Origin of the sequence: Streptomyces alfalfae, from assembly GCF_004127445.1 — a bacterium.
GTDB classification, from domain to species: domain Bacteria; phylum Actinomycetota; class Actinomycetes; order Streptomycetales; family Streptomycetaceae; genus Streptomyces; species Streptomyces alfalfae.
The window spans coordinates 20,219-33,561 of record NZ_QEXM01000052.1; the positions used below are offsets into that span (position 1 = coordinate 20,219).

The following is a 13,343-nucleotide window of genomic DNA, read 5'->3' on the forward strand; positions in this document are numbered from 1 at the left end:
CCGGGCCCGCACCTCCTGCGCCCTGATGATCCGCATCGGCCGTGCGGCGGAGGGTCAGCCGCCGTCCAGGACGAGGACCACCTCGTCGATCTCCGCCCCGCGGGCCGCGGCGAACCCCCGGTCGCGCGCGCTCTCCCGGAAGCCGCACTTCTCCAGCACGCGCCGCGAGCCCACGTTGTCGGCCGCCGCGCGGGCGTACAGCGGGCGCTCGGGGATCAGTGCGAGCAACTCGCGCAGGGCGGCCGTGGCAAGGCCCCGGCCCCAGTACGCGCGGTCGATCCAGTACGTGACCTCGCGCTCGCCCGGCTCGCCGTACACCGCGGCGCTGCCCACCACGTCGCCGTCGGCGAGGACCGTGCGCACGTCGACGTCGGCGGAGCCCAGCATCTTCGTCCAGTGGGCGTCGAAGCGGTCCTTGTCCAGGGGGTCCTCGGGCGTGAACGCCGCCATGCGGCAGGACTCGGGATCGCTCATCTGCCGGAAGAAGACGGGCAGATCGCTGTCGTGGACCTCGCGCAGACACACATCCATGCGTCAGAGCCTACGAGTCGCCAGTGTCAGCCGGTCGCGCGCGTCGAACAGGGCGTCCTTGACCATCTGTTCATGGGCCGGGGTGAGCCGCGCCACCGGCACCGAGCAGCTGATCGCGTCACGCGCGGGCGTGCGGTACGGGATGGCGACGCCGAAGCAGCGCAGCCCCAGCGTGTTCTCCTCGCGGTCCACCGCGAAGCCCTGCTCGCGCACCGCGCGCAGCTCCTCGATGAGCTTCTCGCGGTCGGTGATGGTGTGCTCGGTGAGCGCCGGCAGCGTCTCCGGGAGCATCGTGCGGACCTGCTCGTCGGTGTGGGTGGCGAGCAGCGCCTTGCCGAGCGAGGTGGAGTGCGCGGGCAGCCTGCGGCCCACCCGCGTGAAGGGCCGCAGATAGTGCTGGGACTGGCGGGTGGCGAGGTACACGACGTTGGTGCCGTCGAGCCGCGCCAGGTGGATGGTCTCCGTGGTGTCGTCGGAGAGCCGGTCCAGGGTCGGCCTGGCCGCGGCCACCACCTCGTCGCCGTCGATGTAGGACGTGCCGACGAGCAGCGCGCGCACGCCGATGCCGTACCGCGTGCCGGTGGCGTCGGTCTCCACCCAGCCCAGCTCGACCAGGGTGCGCAGCAGCATGTAGAGGCTCGACTTCGGATAGCCCACGGCCTCCTGGACGGCCGCCAGGGAGTGCATGCCGGGGCGGCCCGCGAAGTATTCGAGCAATTCCACCGTGCGCACGGCGGACTTGACCTGCGCGCCGCCTCCGGTCTCGCCAGCCGACATCGCCCTTGACCCCTTAGTTCGCCGAGAAATAGTCTCCGAAGCCCCCGCTCATTCATCAGCAGAGACAGTGTTCAGCATATCGAACAGCCCGGGTGAGCGGCACCTCTTGCATGACCTCTTGCATTACCTCTGGAAAGGGAATCCACGGTGGCAGCAGCACCAGTCTGGAGTGTCGACCCCCGAACCGGGAAGCAGCGCGAGCAGGTTGCGGTGGAAGCCACGGCCGAGGAGGTCGGCCTGGCCGTCACCGCCGCTCGCGACGCAGCCCCCGCCCTGGCCGACCGCGCGGTGCGCACCGCCTTCCTGCGCACCGCCGCCGACCTCCTCCAGGAGGCCGGGGACCGGCTCGTGGAGGCCGCGGACGCGGAGACCGCGCTCGGCCCGGTCCGGCTCACCGGGGAACTCGCCCGCACCTGCTTCCAGTTGCGCGCCTTCGCGGACATCGTCGACGAGGGCGCCTTCCTCGGAGTCGTCATCGACCACCCCGACGGGTCGGCGACCCCGCCCATCCCCGACCTGCGCCGCTACAAGATCCCCCTCGGCGTCGTCGCCGTCTACTCCGCGTCCAACTTCCCCTTCGCCTTCTCCGTGCCCGGCGGCGACACCGCGAGCGCGCTCGCCGCGGGCTGCCCGGTCGTCGTCAAGGCCCACCCCGACCACCCCGGCACCTCCGAGCTGGTCGCCTCCGTGCTGCGCAGGGCCGCCGCCCGGCACGACATCCCCGAGGGCGTCGTCGGCCTGGTGCACGGCTTCGAGGCGGGCATCGAGCTGGTCAAGCACCCGCTGGTGGCCGGGGCCGGGTTCACCGGCTCCATCCGCGGCGGCCGGGCCCTCTTCGACGCGGCGGCGGCCCGGCCAGTGCCGATCCCCTTCCACGGCGAGCTGGGCTCCCTCAACCCCGTCGTCGTCACCGAGGCCGCCGCCGCCGAGCGCGGCGAGGAGATCGGCACCGGCCTCGCGGGCTCGATGACGCTCGGCGTCGGCCAGTTCTGCGTGAAGCCCGGCCTCGTCCTCGCCCCCGAGGGCGCGGGCGGCGACCGGCTCGTGAAGTCCCTGACCGATGCGGTCGGCGACACCGACGCCGGAGTGCTCCTGGACCACCGGATGCGGGACAACTTCGTCGCCGGGGTCCGCGAGCGCGCGGGCCTCGCGGACGTCGACTCCCCCGTCACGCCCGGCGCGGGCGGCGAGCACACCGTGAGCGCGGGCTTCTTCACCGTCCCCGCGGCACGGCTCGCCGCCGAGGGCGAGCACGACCTGCTCATCGAGGAGTGCTTCGGCCCCGTCACCGTCGTCGCGCGCTACAAGGACGCCGCGGAGATCACCGCCGTCCTCTCCCGCCTGCCCGGCAACCTCACCGCCACCGTGCAGCTCTCCTCCGACGAGGCGGCGGGCGTGAGCCCCCGCGGCACCGAACTCCTGGCCGAGGTCACGCCGCTCGCGGGCCGCGTCCTCGTCGACGGCTGGCCCACCGGCGTCGCCGTCGCCCCCGCCCAGCACCACGGAGGCCCCTACCCGGCCACCACGTCCACGTCGACCTCGGTGGGCGGCACCGCCATCGAGCGCTGGCTGCGCCCGGTCGCGTACCAGAACACCCCGGAGCCCCTGCTCCCGCCCGAGCTGCGCGACGACAACCCGCTGGGGCTGCCGCGGCGGGTCGACGGGACCCTGGAACACTGACGCCATGGACCTCGACCTCCCCCAGCTCCCCTTCTCCCTGCGCGGCTACGGCCCCGACGGCCACTGGTCCCACGAGGACGGGGTGCTCACCGGCTGGGCGGGCGCCCGGCAGGACCGCTTCGTGCCGCCGACCGGCGAGGCGCTCGACCCCGCCGCCGACGCGCCGCGCCTGCTGGGCGCGCCGGAAGGCGACTTCCAGCTGATCGCCCGCGTCACGGTCGGCTTCGCGGCGCCCTTCGACGCGGGCGTGCTCTATCTGCACGTCGGCGAGCGGGAGTGGGCCAAGCTCTGCCTGGAGCGCTCCCCGGACGAGCCGACGGTCTGCACCGTCGTGACGCGCGGCCACTCCGACGACGCCAACGCCTTCACCGTGGACGGCGCCAGCGCCTGGCTGCGCATCAGCCGCACGGGCTCGGCGTTCGCCTTCCACGCGTCGGCGGACGGCGAGCGGTGGACGTTCGTGCGGATCTTCTCGCTCGGCGACGAGGAGTCGGCGGGCGCCGCCCTCGTCGGCTTCATGGCGCAGTCGCCGGTGGGGGAGGGGTGCGTGGTGACGTACGACCACATCGAGTTCCGCCCGAACTGGCCGAAGGGCCTGCGCGACGGCTCGTAGGGGAATGCGCCGCTTCGCCCGTGTGTTGACGGCGGTGGCGGAGGGATCCCGCAGGGGACCCTCCGCGCCGACCGTCACGCACCCGCGTACCGCACGACCCGGAAAGAGCCACACATGCGCGTCGAGATCTGGAGCGACATCGCCTGCCCCTGGTGCTACGTGGGCAAGGCCCGCTTCGAGAAGGCGCTCGCCGCCTTCCCGCACCGCGACGCCGTGGAGGTCGTGCACCGGTCCTTCGAGCTGGACCCCGGCCGCGCCAAGGGCGACACCGGGCAGGTCCTTCCGATGCTCATGAACAAGTACGGCATGACCGAGGAGCAGGCCCGCGAGGGCGAGCGGCGCCTCGGGGAGAACGCCGCCGCCGAGGGCCTCGACTACCGCATCGAAGGCCGCGACCACGGCAGCACCTTCGACATGCACCGTGTGCTGCACCTCGCCAAGGAGCGGGGGCGCCAGGACGAGCTGATCGGTCTGCTCTACCGGGCGAACTTCGCCGAGGAGCGGTCCGTCTTCGCCGACGACGAGCGGCTCGTCGAGCTCGCCGCAGAGGCGGGCCTCGACGAGGCCGAGGTGCGCGCCGTCCTCGCCGACCCGGGCAGGTACGCCGACGACGTCCGCGCCGACGAGCGCGAGGCCGCCGAGCTGGGAGCGAACGGCGTGCCGTTCTTCGTGCTCGACCGCCGGTACGGCGTCTCCGGCGCCCAGCCCGCCGAGGTGTTCACCCAGGCCCTCGAGCAGGCGTGGGGCGGCCGTTCCCCGCTGACCACCCTCGCGGACGCCGGTGACGGCGAGGCGTGCGGTCCCGACGGATGCGCGGTTCCCGGGGCCTGACCGGGCACCCTAGGTTGATCCCATGACTTCCCTGGGGATCGACCACCACGTCAGCGCCGAGTTCGCGCCGGAGACGACCTTCCTCAACACCGCGGTCCGCGGCCTGCTGCCGCGCCGCGCCGCCGAGGCCGTACAGGCCCTGACGGCGGAACTCGTCTCCGGCGGGCGGAGCGGATCGGGCGACTTCGCCACGGTCGACCGGGCCCGCGCCTCCTTCGCGCGCCTCGTCGGCGTGGACCCCTCGCGCGTGGCGACGGGCGGCTCGGTCGCCGTGCACGTCGGCCTCATCGCGGCGTCCCTCCCCGCGGGCGCCGAAGTGCTCTTCCCCGAAGGCGACTTCTCCTCCCTGATCAACCCCTTCGTGCTGCGCGGCGACCTGAAGCCGCGGTTCGCGCCGCTGGACGAACTCGCCGACGCGATACGGCCGAAGACCGCGCTCGTGGCGTTCTCCACCGTGCAGTCCGCCGACGGGCGTACGGCGGACTGCGCGGCGATCCGCGAGGCCGCCGCCGCCCACGGCGCGCGCACCCTGGCCGACACCACGCAGTCGGCGGGCTGGCAGCCGCTCGACGCGGGCGCGTACGACTACTCCGTGACCGGCGCCTTCAAGTGGCTGCTCTGCCCGCGCGGCACGTCCTTCCTGACGGTCGGGGAGGCGGCGCAGGAGTCCCTGGCGCCGCTGCACGGCGGCTGGCTGGCCGCGGCCGACGCCTGGAACTCGACCTACGGCCCGATCGGCGAGGTCGTCGCCGACGCCCGCCGGTTCGACGAGCCGCCCGCCTTCCTCGCCCACCACGGGGCCGCGGCGGCGCTCTCCCTCATCGAGGAGATCGGCGTCGACGCCATCCACCGCCACGACCTGGCCCTCGCCGCCCGCTACCGCGCGGGCCTCGCCGGCCTCGGCCACGCGCCCGTGCCGGGTGCGTCGCCCATCGTCTCGGTGCCGGGGCTCGCCGACCGCGAGCCGGAGCTGGCCCGCGCGGGCGTCGTCGTCGCGGCGCGGGCGGGTCACCTGCGGGCCACGTTCCACCTCTACAACACCGAGGCGGACGTGGACCGGCTCCTGGACGTGCTGGCGGGCTGAGGAACGGAAATCGGCCCGGCGCCCACGAGGGGCGCCGGGCCGAGTCCCGGGTACGTCAGGCCGGGCGGACCCGGCCCCGGTCACCTCACCGGGGTGAAGTCCCGCGCGCCGATGAACTCGGGCCTGCGGACCGGCGCCGCGAACGGCTCCACCGCGGTGTTCTCCACGCTGTTGAAGACGATGAAGACGTTGGACCGCGGATAGGGGGTGATGTTGTCCCCCGAGCCGTGCATGGCGTTGCAGTCGAACCACGTGGCCGAGCCGGCCTCGCCCGTGAAGAGGCGGATGCCGTGGTCGGACGCGAGGTGGGTCAGCGTCTCGTTCGACGGGATGCCCGCGTCCTGCATCTGCAGCGACCGCTTGTAGTTGTCCTTCGGAGTGGCGCCCGCGCAGCCGAGGAACGTCTTGTGCGACCCCGGCATGATCATGAGACCGCCGTTGGTGTCGTGGTTCTTCGTCAGGGCGATCGACACCGACACGGTCCGCATGTTCGGCAGGCCGTCCTCCGCGTGCCAGGTCTCGAAGTCGGAGTGCCAGTAGAACCCGGAGGCCCCGAAGCCCGGCTTCACGTTGATCCGTGACTGGTGCACGTACACGTCGGACCCGAGGATCTGCCGGGCCCGGCCCACCACGCGCGGGTCGGCGGCCAGCTTGCCGAACAGCTCACTGATCTTGTGCACCTCGAACAGGGAGCGGATCTCCTGCGACCGCGGCTCGACGATGGAACGCTCGTCGGCGCGCATCGCCGGGTCGTTGACGAGCCGCTCCAGCTCGGCGTGGTAGACGCTCACTTCGTCCGGGGTGATCAGCTGGTCGATGGCCAGGAAACCGTCCCGCTCGAACCCCGCCAGATCCCCGGCCGAGATCGGCCCTTCGGCACCCGGCTCGGACCACACGACGGGGTCCTTGCGTTCGATGAGCACCTCTTCGGCGCCTCGGGTCGGGTACAGGTCTGTGGTGCGTTCGGGTGCGGTGGTCATGGTGTTGCCTGCCTCTCCTCTCGTACGGCCCTGTGCGGGATGTCAGCCGACCTCAGCCGACCTGCGCGCGGCTCTCAGGCCTCGTCCGGCTCCGTGAGCAGCGGGTACACGCCGTTCTCGTCGTGGTCCTCGCGACCCGTGACGGGCGGGTTGAAGACGCAGATGCAGTGGAAGTCCTCCTTGATCCGCATCGTGTGCTTCTCGTGCCCGTCGAGCAGATACATGGTCCCCGGCGTGATCGTGTACTTCTCACCGGTCGTGTCGTCGGTCAGCTCGGCCTCGCCCTTGGTGCAGACGACGGCCTCGATGTGGTTGGCGTACCACATCGACGTCTCGGTCCCCGCGTACAGGATGGTCTCGTGCACCGAGAAGCCCACCCGCTCCTTGGCGAGGACGATGCGCTTGCTCTCCCAGGTGCCGGACGCGGCCTTCACGTGCCGGTCGGTGCCTTCAATGTCCTTGAACGAACGGACGATCACGGTGTATCGGTTCCTTTTCTCTTACGGGGTGAGGGGCTCGGTCAGCCGCCGGGTCAGGCGGTCTCGCGTACCGCGCGGGCCAGCGTGCGCAGCCCCTCGTCCAGCTCTTCGGGGGTGATCGTCAGCGCCGGAAGCAGCTTGACGACCTCGCCCTCGGGGCCGGAGGTCTCGATGAGCAGGCCCAGTTCGAAGGCCCGCTTCGCCACGGCGCTCGCGCGGTCCTTGTCCAGGAACTCGATGCCCCAGACCAGGCCGCGGCCGCGGAACTCCTTGATGTCGGCGCGGTTCTCCTCGACGATCGAGGCGAGCACCTGCTCGACCTGCTCGCCGCGGGCGCGGGTCTGCTTCTCCATCGCGGAGCCGTCGGTCCAGTAGGCCTCAAGGGCGGCGGCGGCCGTCACGAACGCCGGGTTGTTGCCGCGGAACGTGCCGTTGTGCTCGCCCGGCTCCCACACGTCGAGCTCCGGCTTGAACAGGCAGAGCGACATGGGCAGGCCGTAGCCGCTGATGGACTTCGACACCGTCACGATGTCCGGCGTGATGCCCGCCTCCTCGAAGGAGAAGAACGCGCCGGTGCGGCCGCAGCCCATCTGGATGTCGTCGACGATCAGGAGCATGTCCCAGCGCTCGCACACATCGGCGAGCTTGCGCAGCCACTCGGCGCGGGCGACGTTGATGCCGCCCTCGCCCTGCACCGTCTCCACGATCACGGCGGCGGGCTGGTTGAGGCCGGAGCCCTGGTCCTCCAGGAGCCGCTCGAACCAGATGAAGTCCGGGGTCCGCCCGTCGAGGTAGTTGTCGAACGGCATCGGCGTGCCGTGCACCAGCGGGATGCCGGCGCCCGCCCGCTTGAAGGCGTTGCCGGTCACCGCGAGCGAACCGAGCGACATGCCGTGGAAGGCGTTCGTGAACGACACGATCGACTCGCGGCCCTTGACCTTGCGGGCCAGCTTCAGCGCCGACTCCACGGCGTTGGTGCCCGTCGGGCCCGGGAACATGACCTTGTAGGGAAGGTCGCGCGGGCGCAGGATGATGTTCTGGAACGACTCCAGGAAGGCGCGCTTGGCGGTCGTCGACATGTCGAGCCCGTGCGCGATGCCGTCGCGCTCCAGGTAGTCGATGAGCGCGCGTTTCAGGACCGGGTTGTTGTGGCCGTAGTTGAGCGAGCCGGCTCCGGCGAAGAAGTCGAGGTACTCGTGGCCGTCCTCGTCGAACATGCGGCTGCCCTGCGCGCGGTCGAAGACCGTAGGCCAACCGCGGCAGTAGCTGCGCACCTCCGACTCCAGGGTCTCGAAGACGCTCAGGTCGGGCTGGGTGATGGTCACAGCGGATCTCCTGGGAGATGGAAAGACGTGGGAGTGGGGGGTTGCGGACATGCGGGGGGAGCGAAACCGGTCAGCGGCCGACGGGCCCGATGCGGTAGAGCACTTCTGGCTCGTGCCCGTCATCGGGGAAAAGACCCGCGTCGAAGAGGATCTTCTGCTCGACCGCCGCGCCGTGGCGCCGCGCGTAGGAGAGGAACAGCCGCTCGGAAGCCGTGTTCCCCGGCGTGATGGTCGTCTCGACGGTGATCGGCGCACGTCCGGCGGTGACCTTCGCGGTCAGCCCGTCGAGCAGGGCGCCGGCCAGACCGCGACCGCGCTGTGCGTGATCGACGGCGACCTGCCAGACCAGCAGGGTGTCCGGGCGCTCGGGCCGGAAGTAGCCGGTGATGAAACCGACCGGCTCCCCGTCGGCGCCCCGGGCCACCACGGAGGTCGCCGCGAAGTCGCGGCACCACAGCAGGTAGCTGTACGAGGAGTTGAGATCGAGCACCTTGGAGTCGCGGGCGATCCGCCAGATCGCGGCGCCGTCGGCGACGGCGGGGCTGTCGATGCGCAACCCCTCGGGCATTTCCAGGAATTTCGCTTGCAGGTCGGTCGGTAGATCGGCTTGTGCAGCGGTCATGCGGATTGAATTTACCGAGCAATTTCTCGGATTGCATCGGGGAAAGGGGTTACACAAGCGCGCCCCATGTGTTATCACGCGGGGGTGCGCGCCCGCATGAAGACATGGGCTTTTGTCTTGATTTGACCGGGCCATAGCGGACAAAACGCACGCGATGTGGAGTACGTCACAGGGGTGCGGGCTCTGGCGGGCGCGTCCGGATTGCGGTGATTGGCGCTGTCGAAATCTTAGTGTTTAGGTCCCCGGGAAGCGGGCAGAAGAATACGGGAAGCTGTGCTGATAAAGAATTCATGAGAATGCGCGGCTGAATTGGCCGAGGGGGCGCGGAGGGTGCTGTAATAGAACACCCGATTCCGATTCCGGCCCCGCTTCTCGGGCGTCGCGGGCGCCGCGGGTGCGGGCGCCGCGGGCGCGGACCTCGTGATCGCGCTCCCGTTCCCGGCCGCGCCCGCGCCCCTGTCTCCGCCCGTGCCTTCGTGGACGCCCTCGCACATGTCAGGTCCCCGTCACGCCGTCGATGCGCTCCCTGATCAGATCCGCGTGGCCGTTGTGGCGCGCGTACTCCTCGATGAGGTGCACCAGGATCCAGCGCAGGCTGACCACGGCCTCGCCGCCGGTGACGACCCTCTGCTCGGGACCGAGCCGCCCCGTCTCGTCCAGGTCGCGCCCCGCGCAGATCTCCCGGCTCACCGCGACCTCGCGCTCCCACACCGCGAGCACCTCGGCGAACGTCCGCGACCCGTCCACGGCGAAGCCGCCGGGCGGCATCCCGTACAGCAGCGGGACGTCACGCCCGGCGAACACCCGCTGGATCCAGTTCCGCTCGACCTCGGCCAGGTGCTGCACCAGCCCGAACAGCGAGAGCGCGGAAGGCTTCACGCAGGCGCGCAGCGTCTGCTCGTCGTCCAGCCCCGCGCACTTCACGGCGAGGGTGTCGCGGTGCAGATCGAGCCAACCGGCCAGCATGGCCGGCTCGTCGGCGGTCAGCGGCGGGATACGGCGTCCGTCCGGCAGCGTGGTCATGCCTGGCACGCTGCCATGCGGGAGCGCCTCGGGGGAAGGGGGTCCCGAGGCTCTTCTGCCTTCGCCGCGCGGGCGGCGCGCCGGTCAGCTCCAGGCGTCCGTCACCGCGCGGCGGGCCCCCTCCAGGTCCACGGTGACACCGGCCTCGCCCAGGGCGGCGCCGAGCGCGGCCAGCGAGGCGTGGACGACACCGCGGGTGGCGTCGGGACCGTAGTGGTTGACCCGGATCATCTCCTGGGCGAGGGCGCCGCCCCCGGCGACCAGCGGAAGCACCGGGTCGGCGGCGAGCGCCGCGGCGACCAGGTCCGAGGCGTCGACGCCCTCGGGCGCGCGCAGCGTGGTGGCGACCGGAGCCGCGTCGGCGGCCTCGTGCACGTACGGCCGCAGACCGCCGCCGAGCGCGAGCGCGCCCGCGCGAGTCGCGGCGGCGGCGGTGGCGTGCCGCGCCATGAGGGCGTCGAGGCCCTCCGTCTCGATGCGCTCCACGCACGCTTCGAGCGCCAGCATCTCCAGCTGCGCGGGCGCGTGCAGCAGGGCCTTGCGCCCGGCGTCGATCCAGCGCTCCTTCCAGTCGAGGAGGGAGAGGTAGGAGCGGCGCGGCGCCCGCGGGTTGGCGGCGATCCGCTGCCAGGCCCGCTCGCTCACCGACACCGCCGAGACGCCGGCCGGGCCGCCCATCGCCTTCTGGGCGCCGATCACGCACAGGTCCACGCCCCACGCGTCCGGGAGCAGCGGCTCGGCGCCCACCGAGGCGACCGCGTCCAGCATGAACAGGGCCCCGTGCTCGCGCACGACCGCGCCGATCTCCGCGACGGGGTTGGTGTTGCCGGTGGCGGCCTCCGCGTGCACCAGCGAGACGAAGTCGATCTCGGGGCGCTCGGCGAGGGCCCGGCGCACCTGCTCGGCGGTGACGGCGGTGTGGAACGGCACGGCGAGGTCGACGACGTCCGCGCCGCAGTCCCGCAGCCAGTTCCCGAAGGTCTGCCCGTACGGTCCCGTGATCACGTTCAGCGCGGTCGTGCCCGGCCGCGCCGCGGAGCGGATGCACCCCTCCAGGGGCAGCAGGGCCTCGCCCTGCATGATCACGACATCCTGTCCGGTGCCGAGCAGCCGGGCCACCCGCGCCTCGATGGCGGCGAAGTGCTGGGCGCTCAGCGGCGCCAGGTCCAGAAAGGGGTGCGTCACAGTACTGCTCACGTCACTGCTCACTTCGCTCACGAGTTCGTCCGGCTGCGGTGCACGAGCCTACCGACCGCCGCATACGGCACGTTCCCGGCGTCCCGTCGCACGCCTTTCCCGCACCCCGCGCACCGCCTCCCCGGCACCCCGTACCGCCCGTCATCGCCGCCTCCTAAGCTGCTGCCATGAGTGATCACGCGGTGCTGCACGTGAAGGGGCGGGTGCTCGTCGGGCCCGAGGACGTACGGGACGAACTGTGGGTGGTCGGCGGCAGGGTGACGTACGACCGCCCGGTGACCCCGGCGACGGAGACGGCCACCGTCGAGGGGTGGGCCCTGCCCGGCCTGGTCGACGCGCACTGCCACGTGGGCCTGGACGCGCACGGCCCCGTGGACGCCGCCACCGCGGAGAAGCAGGCGCTGACCGACCGCGAGATCGGCGCGCTCCTCATCCGCGACGCGGGCTCCCCGTCGGACACCCGCTGGATCGACGACCGCGAGGACCTGCCGAAGATCATCCGCGCCGGCCGGCACATCGCGCGCACGCGCCGCTACATCCGCAACTACGCCCATGAGATCGAACCCGACGACCTCGTCGCATACGTCGCCCAGGAGGCGCGGCGCGGCGACGGCTGGGTCAAGCTCGTCGGCGACTGGATCGACCGCGAGGCGGGCGACCTGACCGCCTGCTGGCCGCGCGACGCGGTCGAGGCGGCCATCGCGGAGGCCCACCGGCTCGGCGCCCGCGTGACGGCCCACTGCTTCGCGGAGGACTCGCTGCGGGACCTGGTGGAGGCGGGCATCGACTGCGTCGAGCACGCGACGGGCCTCACGGAGGACACGATCCCGCTCTTCGCGGAGCGCGGCGTCGCGATCGTCCCCACGCTGGTGAACATCGCGACCTTCCCCGACCTGGCCGCGGGCGGCGAGAAGAAGTTCCCGCGCTGGTCGGCCCATATGCGCCGCCTTCACGACCGCCGCTACGACACGGTCCGCGCGGCCTACGACGCCGGCGTCCCCGTCTTCGCGGGCACCGACGCGGGCGGCTCCCTGGCCCACGGCCTGGTGGCCGCCGAGGTCGCCGAACTGACCCGCGCGGGCATCCCCCCGGTGGCCGCCCTCTCGGCCACGACCTGGGGCGCCCGCACCTGGCTCGGCCGCCCGGGCCTGACGGAGGGCGCCCCCGCCGACCTGGTGGTGTACGGGTCGGACCCCCGGCAGGACGTGGCGGTCCTGGCGACACCACGGAGGGTGATCCTGAACGGGAGGGTCGTGGCTTAGGGGGCGTGGTCCGGCGGGGCCTACGGGGACGAAGGGCTCGGAACGCCCGGCGCCCGGTCGAAGGCTCCGCCCTGTAGGAGCGGGACCGCGTCCGACGTGTCGGACTCGGCGGCCAGGGCCACGTCGCCCTCGTAGGCGCGGGCGGCCAGTTCCCGCCCCGAGGCGCACCCGGCCAGAGCGGCGCCGAGGCCCGGCGTCGACGTGAACGCCGCCACGGCCGCCCGCGCCTCGGGCGACAGCCCGCCGGGCGTGCCGAGCGCCGAGATCACCGCGCCCGCGCCCAGCAGATCCTCCAGGGCGGGCCGCAACCCGCCGTCCGGCCACCGCTCGCCCGCCGGGACCACGGCCAGCGGCTTCTCCGCCGAGCCGTAGCCGTGGAGGGCAGCCCAGCTCCCCACGGCCCGTGCGTTCCTCAGACACCCCGCCACCACGAGACAGCCGGCGTCCGCTGCCGCCGCGGCGATCGTCGAACCGTTCGGGGAGGGCAGCACCAGCCGGGCGGGCAGCCGTGCCGCGCGCAGGGCGGCGGGGGACAGGGACCACGGCGTCGTCGGCGTGGCCGCGCCCCGTCCCACCGCGAGCCCGGCGTCCCGCGCGCCCGCGAACGCCGCCGCGGTCTCGTCGCGCCAGCGGTACGGGAAGACGCGCGTACCGGCGTCCACCGCCACGGACACCGCCGTGGTGAACGACAGCACGTCCACCACGACCAGGCACGCGACGTCTCCGGCTGCGGTGAGCCGTCGCGCGCCGTCGAGTCCCCACTCGCAGCGCACGCCGTACGGGGACTGGGTGGACCAGTGGTCGCTGTGCGGGGGCATGGGGCTCCTGACGCGGGGGCCGGTTCCTGGGCGCGCGGTCGCGGCTCGGGCCGCGGTGACGCGTGCGAGCTTGCCACTCGGCCCGGCCCGGGGGGAGCCGGCTCGGCGGGGCTGTGTCCCT

General features: G+C 72.6%; 14 protein-coding genes. 5 read left to right on the forward strand and 9 right to left on the reverse strand.

The genetic code is table 11. The annotated features are described in order from the left end of the window. Nucleotides 1–54: 54 nt before the first annotated feature. Together DCW30_RS33730 and DCW30_RS33735 are read right to left on the reverse strand one after the other, a co-directional pair. The gene (locus DCW30_RS33730) at nucleotides 55–531 is read right to left on the reverse strand and encodes a GNAT family N-acetyltransferase (RefSeq protein WP_062771828.1); all 477 of its coding nucleotides are present in this window, start codon (nucleotides 529–531) and stop codon (nucleotides 55–57) included. Between the two features lie 3 nt (nucleotides 532–534). After that, nucleotides 535–1,308: an IclR family transcriptional regulator gene (locus tag DCW30_RS33735; protein WP_076686872.1), complete on the reverse strand. Its 774-nt coding sequence runs from the start codon at nucleotides 1,306–1,308 to the stop codon at nucleotides 535–537. Between the two features lie 147 nt (nucleotides 1,309–1,455). Here DCW30_RS33735 and DCW30_RS33740 point away from each other — a divergent pair, with 147 nt between their 5' ends. From DCW30_RS33740 to DCW30_RS33755, 4 genes are all read left to right on the forward strand, one after another. Next, complete coding sequence (locus DCW30_RS33740) at nucleotides 1,456–2,988, forward strand: aldehyde dehydrogenase (NADP(+)) (protein ID WP_076686873.1); 1,533 nt, start codon at nucleotides 1,456–1,458, stop codon at nucleotides 2,986–2,988. Nucleotides 2,989–2,992: 4 nt separating this feature from the next. Further along, nucleotides 2,993–3,601, forward strand: coding sequence for a DUF1349 domain-containing protein (locus DCW30_RS33745; RefSeq protein WP_062771837.1), 609 nt, complete (start codon nucleotides 2,993–2,995; stop codon nucleotides 3,599–3,601). Nucleotides 3,602–3,715: 114 nt separating this feature from the next. After that, complete coding sequence (locus DCW30_RS33750; protein WP_076686874.1) at nucleotides 3,716–4,432, forward strand: DsbA family oxidoreductase; 717 nt, start codon at nucleotides 3,716–3,718, stop codon at nucleotides 4,430–4,432. A 22-nt stretch (nucleotides 4,433–4,454) separates the two neighbouring features. Then, nucleotides 4,455–5,516 carry an aminotransferase class V-fold PLP-dependent enzyme gene (locus tag DCW30_RS33755; protein WP_076686875.1) on the forward strand — a complete coding sequence of 354 codons (1,062 nt, stop codon included), beginning with the start codon at nucleotides 4,455–4,457 and terminating at the stop codon, nucleotides 5,514–5,516. Between the two features lie 80 nt (nucleotides 5,517–5,596). Here DCW30_RS33755 and thpD read toward each other — a convergent pair whose 3' ends face one another. From thpD to DCW30_RS33785, 6 genes are all read right to left on the reverse strand, one after another. Then, nucleotides 5,597–6,496 (reverse strand): ectoine hydroxylase, encoded by a 900-nt coding sequence (gene thpD, locus DCW30_RS33760; RefSeq protein WP_062771846.1) that lies wholly within the window; start codon nucleotides 6,494–6,496, stop codon nucleotides 5,597–5,599. 74 nt (nucleotides 6,497–6,570) lie between these two features. Further along, nucleotides 6,571–6,975: an ectoine synthase gene (locus tag DCW30_RS33765; RefSeq protein WP_062771849.1), complete on the reverse strand. Its 405-nt coding sequence runs from the start codon at nucleotides 6,973–6,975 to the stop codon at nucleotides 6,571–6,573. Nucleotides 6,976–7,028: 53 nt separating this feature from the next. Continuing rightward, nucleotides 7,029–8,300: a diaminobutyrate--2-oxoglutarate transaminase gene (ectB, locus tag DCW30_RS33770; RefSeq protein ID WP_076686876.1), complete on the reverse strand. Its 1,272-nt coding sequence runs from the start codon at nucleotides 8,298–8,300 to the stop codon at nucleotides 7,029–7,031. Between the two features lie 70 nt (nucleotides 8,301–8,370). Continuing rightward, the gene (ectA, locus tag DCW30_RS33775) at nucleotides 8,371–8,922 is read right to left on the reverse strand and encodes a diaminobutyrate acetyltransferase (protein ID WP_076686877.1); all 552 of its coding nucleotides are present in this window, start codon (nucleotides 8,920–8,922) and stop codon (nucleotides 8,371–8,373) included. Between the two features lie 495 nt (nucleotides 8,923–9,417). Continuing rightward, on the reverse strand, nucleotides 9,418–9,945 hold the full coding sequence (locus tag DCW30_RS33780; protein WP_076686878.1) for a DinB family protein: 528 nt from the start codon (nucleotides 9,943–9,945) through the stop codon (nucleotides 9,418–9,420). 84 nt (nucleotides 9,946–10,029) lie between these two features. Continuing rightward, nucleotides 10,030–11,130, reverse strand: a complete 1,101-nt coding sequence (locus DCW30_RS33785; protein ID WP_237283580.1) for a pyridoxal-phosphate-dependent aminotransferase family protein — start codon at nucleotides 11,128–11,130, stop codon at nucleotides 10,030–10,032. Between the two features lie 179 nt (nucleotides 11,131–11,309). Between DCW30_RS33785 and DCW30_RS33790 the strand changes: the two genes are divergently transcribed. Beyond that, nucleotides 11,310–12,404, forward strand: coding sequence for an amidohydrolase family protein (locus DCW30_RS33790; protein WP_076686879.1), 1,095 nt, complete (start codon nucleotides 11,310–11,312; stop codon nucleotides 12,402–12,404). Nucleotides 12,405–12,424: 20 nt separating this feature from the next. On the opposite strand, the gene DCW30_RS33795 is transcribed toward DCW30_RS33790, so the two are convergent. Continuing rightward, nucleotides 12,425–13,222, reverse strand: coding sequence for a 2-phosphosulfolactate phosphatase (locus DCW30_RS33795; RefSeq protein ID WP_076686880.1), 798 nt, complete (start codon nucleotides 13,220–13,222; stop codon nucleotides 12,425–12,427). Nucleotides 13,223–13,343 lie beyond the last annotated feature (121 nt).

What these genes read in the sequence shown, in the direction of transcription:
- ectA (WP_076686877.1), bottom strand. Translation starts at nt 8,922, where the DNA reads ATGACCGCTGCACAAGCCGATCTACCGACCGACCTGCAAGCGAAATTC.
- DCW30_RS33790 (WP_076686879.1), top strand. Translation starts at nt 11,310, where the DNA reads ATGAGTGATCACGCGGTGCTGCACGTGAAGGGGCGGGTGCTCGTCGGG.
- thpD (WP_062771846.1), bottom strand. Translation starts at nt 6,496, where the DNA reads ATGACCACCGCACCCGAACGCACCACAGACCTGTACCCGACCCGAGGC.
- DCW30_RS33745 (WP_062771837.1), top strand. Translation starts at nt 2,993, where the DNA reads ATGGACCTCGACCTCCCCCAGCTCCCCTTCTCCCTGCGCGGCTACGGC.
- DCW30_RS33730 (WP_062771828.1), bottom strand. Translation starts at nt 531, where the DNA reads ATGGATGTGTGTCTGCGCGAGGTCCACGACAGCGATCTGCCCGTCTTC.
- DCW30_RS33755 (WP_076686875.1), top strand. Translation starts at nt 4,455, where the DNA reads ATGACTTCCCTGGGGATCGACCACCACGTCAGCGCCGAGTTCGCGCCG.
- DCW30_RS33780 (WP_076686878.1), bottom strand. Translation starts at nt 9,945, where the DNA reads ATGACCACGCTGCCGGACGGACGCCGTATCCCGCCGCTGACCGCCGAC.
- DCW30_RS33795 (WP_076686880.1), bottom strand. Translation starts at nt 13,222, where the DNA reads ATGCCCCCGCACAGCGACCACTGGTCCACCCAGTCCCCGTACGGCGTG.
- DCW30_RS33735 (WP_076686872.1), bottom strand. Translation starts at nt 1,308, where the DNA reads ATGTCGGCTGGCGAGACCGGAGGCGGCGCGCAGGTCAAGTCCGCCGTG.
- DCW30_RS33750 (WP_076686874.1), top strand. Translation starts at nt 3,716, where the DNA reads ATGCGCGTCGAGATCTGGAGCGACATCGCCTGCCCCTGGTGCTACGTG.